This window comes from uncultured Flavobacterium sp. (assembly GCF_937967675.1).
Lineage (GTDB): Bacteria > Bacteroidota > Bacteroidia > Flavobacteriales > Flavobacteriaceae > Flavobacterium.
Genome location: NZ_CALBSN010000017.1, coordinates 1 through 3344 on the forward strand (window position 1 = coordinate 1; position 3344 = coordinate 3344).

Consider the following 3344-nt stretch of genomic DNA (forward strand, 5'->3'; position numbering starts at 1 on the left):
ATTGCTTCATTAAAGGTGTTTCCTTGGGTGCTTTATCGGGAGTTGCTGCAGATTTTTTAGCCACAATTTCAAATTTTAAGTATGATTGCGAAGGTAATAATTTCAAAGACAATGACAATATCAATTTCAAAAATCAAGTTTTAAAGTTTTATAATTAATCTTTACTTTTGCCACATGAGAAAATTAGCCAACGCAGAATTAGAACGTAAAAACATTGAGGAGTTTAAAGAAGCTCAAAAAACACCCATTATTGTAATCTTAGATGATATTAGAAGTTTGCACAACATTGGTTCGGTTTTCAGAACTTCGGATGCTTTTTTGATTGAAAAGATTTATTTGTGTGGCATTACGGCTACTCCGCCCAACAAAGAAATTCACAAAACAGCTCTTGGTGCAACAGAAACCGTTGCTTGGGAATATGCTAAAGACGTTTTAGAAGTGGTAAATCAATTGAAACAAGAAAACATAAAAGTGTATTCTGTGGAGCAAACGGAAAATGCGATTATGTTAGATGATTTTCAACCTGAAACCAATACAAAATATGCTTTAATTTTTGGAAACGAAGTAAAAGGTGTTTCTCAAGAAGCTATTAATTTGAGCGATGGTGTAATTGAAATTCCGCAATTAGGAAGCAAACATTCATTGAATATTTCGGTGAGTGCTGGAATTGTGATTTGGGATTTGTTTCAGAAAATGAAGTAAATTTTTTCGGAACACTAATTGAAGAAATTAAATAAATTTTTAAAATCTGTGTAAATCCGTTTAATCTGTGTTCCAAAATCATTTTTTAATCTTAGCATTGATTTCATTCAACAAAAAAACATAATCCTCCTGTTTTTTCACAAAATCTAAGTCTGAAACATCAATAATCAAGACATTTAAATCGGTTTGAGTTTTGATATAATCTAAGTAGCCTTGATTGATTTTCTCTAAATAATCCGCTGGAATTTCTTGCTCGTAACTTCTGCCGCGCTTTTTGATGTTTTCCAACAATCTTTCGGTGTTTTGATACAAATACACATACAAATCAGGTTTTGGCATTTCTTTATGAATGATGTCGAACATGGTTTTGTACAATCGAAACTCATCTTCTTGAAGCGTTACTTTGGCAAAAATTAATGATTTAAAAATATGATAATCTGCCACCACAAAATCTTTGAATAAATCAAATTGTGCTAAATCATCAGATAATTGTTGGTATCTATCGGCTAAAAATGACATTTCTAATGGAAACGCGTAACGACTTTGGTCTTTGTAAAACTTTGGCAAAAACGGATTGTCAGCAAAACGTTCTAAGACTAATTTCGCATTGCAATCTTCTGATAATTTGGTTGATAAAGTTGTTTTTCCTGCTCCAATATTTCCTTCAATCGCGATGTAATTGAATTGCTGTAATTGTAATTTTTCAATAGGTGAAATTATGGAGTGAACCGCTTTTATTTCGCTTACATCTTCGGTTTGAGCAAATAATTGAGTAACTGATTTTTTCAACTTTGGATGTTCCCAGTTCAATCCCAAATCTAACATCGGCTGTAACACAAACTTTCGGTTTTGCATTAACGGATGAGGGACTTGTAAGTTTTCAGTTGAAATAATTTCTTCATCAAAAGCGATGATATCCACATCAATTATTCGAGCTTGATAACCCGAATCTTTGGAACGAATTCGACCTAACTTCTTCTCTACTTTCAAAACCTGATTCAAAATTTTTTGAGCCGATTTTGTGGTATGAATCAGAATCGCAACATTATAAAAAGGTTCACTTTCAAAACCCCAAGCTGGTGTTTCATAAACTTTAGAAACCTTTACGACCGTTGCTACTTCATTATGAATCAAATCAATACAAGACTGAATCGTTTCTAAACGATTGCCTTGATTGCTTCCTAAAGATAAAATAACTTGATGCTGACTCATATTGGCAAAATAACAAACAATTTTAGACTTATAATTTACCTTTCCGGTTTTTTTATGAACATGTAACAATTTTCTACTTATTACTACTAATACTTTAAATTAAAATGAAATTGAAATGAGATTTTTAGGAAATGTATTAGCAACCATAGTGGGGCTTTTTGTCTTTAGTATTATTGCTTTTTTTGGTATAATTATAATTGGAGCTATTGCAGGAAGCGGTGACGATGCCGTTACCGTAAAAAATAATTCGGTTATTGAATTAGACTTATCGAAAGTATCTTTAGACTATGCAGGAAAAACAAATTATAAAGACTTCAATTACTTTGAAGCCCATCATGATGGTGTTACCGATATTTTAAATGCAATTGAAGCGGCTAAAACCGATGACAAAATTAAAGGAATTTCTATTCTTAACAACCAATCACAACTAGGTTTAGCCCAAAGCAAAGCAGTGCGAGATAAATTGGAAGATTTCAAAAAATCTGGAAAATTTGTTTATGCTTACGCTAATTTTTACACACAAGGCGAATATTATTTAAATTCTGTTGCAGATCAAGTATATTTAAACCCAATGGGAGAAGTTGATTTCAAAGGATTATCTTCTGAAATTATTTACATGAAAGAGTTACAAGAAAAATCGGGTGTTAAGTTTGAAGTAATTCGTCATGGAAAATACAAAAGTGCTGTTGAACCTTTCTTAGCTCAGGAAATGAGTTCCGAAAATCGCGAACAAATGACGGTTTTATTAAACTCGGTTTGGAGTACTATTGTAGAAGATATTGCTAAAAGCAGAAAATTATCAATTGCCCAGTTAAATGCTATTGCAAATACGTTAGGTGCAAGAACTCCAGACTTGGCTTTAGCAAATAAATTAGTGGATAAAATAGCTTATGAAGATGAATATCATGATATGATTAGAGCAAAATTAAAGCTTGACAAAAAAGAAAAATATGATATCGTAAGTATCACAGATTATGCAAAAACTGCCGCTTCAACAGTTGAAGATTACTCTAAAAAAGATATAATTGCCGTAATTTATGCTCAAGGTGAAATTGCAGGTGGCGAAGGCGATGTTAATGTAATTGGTGAAGGTTCAATCAAACGTTCTTTACAAGAAGCTCGAGAAAACGATGATATAAAAGCTATCGTTTTACGAGTGAATAGCCCAGGAGGAAGTGCTTTAACTTCGGAGTTAATTTGGAGAGAAATTGAAATCACTAAAAAAACAAAACCCGTTGTAGTTTCTATGGGGAATTATGCGGCTTCTGGTGGTTACTATATTGCTGCTAATGCGGATAGAATTTTCGCTGAACCAAATACGATTACAGGTTCAATTGGAGTATTTGGGATGTTACCCAACATGAACCAATTAGGTAAAAACATCGGAATTAACGCCGAACAAGTAAAAACGCATGAAAACGCTAGCGGTT

At 32.7% G+C, this 3344-nt stretch carries 3 protein-coding genes; 2 read left to right on the forward strand and 1 reads right to left on the reverse strand.

The genetic code is table 11. The annotated features are described in order from the left end of the window. The first annotated feature begins 174 nt into the window (after window positions 1–174). Window positions 175–702: an RNA methyltransferase gene (locus tag Q0075_RS01195; protein WP_297867921.1), complete on the forward strand. Its 528-nt coding sequence runs from the start codon at window positions 175–177 to the stop codon at window positions 700–702. A gap of 78 nt (window positions 703–780) precedes the next feature. Here Q0075_RS01195 and folK read toward each other — a convergent pair whose 3' ends face one another. Next, window positions 781–1914 (reverse strand): 2-amino-4-hydroxy-6-hydroxymethyldihydropteridine diphosphokinase, encoded by a 1134-nt coding sequence (folK, locus tag Q0075_RS01200; RefSeq protein WP_297867922.1) that lies wholly within the window; start codon window positions 1912–1914, stop codon window positions 781–783. A gap of 115 nt (window positions 1915–2029) precedes the next feature. Between folK and sppA the strand changes: the two genes are divergently transcribed. After that, window positions 2030–3344: signal peptide peptidase SppA (gene sppA / locus Q0075_RS01205; protein WP_297867923.1), on the forward strand; the 1315-nt coding region annotated here is incomplete at its 3' end.

Excerpts from the sequence above, each read along its gene's own strand:
- folK (WP_297867922.1), bottom strand. The coding sequence starts at position 1,914 with ATGAGTCAGCATCAAGTTATTTTATCTTTAGGAAGCAATCAAGGCAAT.
- Q0075_RS01195 (WP_297867921.1), top strand. The coding sequence starts at position 175 with ATGAGAAAATTAGCCAACGCAGAATTAGAACGTAAAAACATTGAGGAG.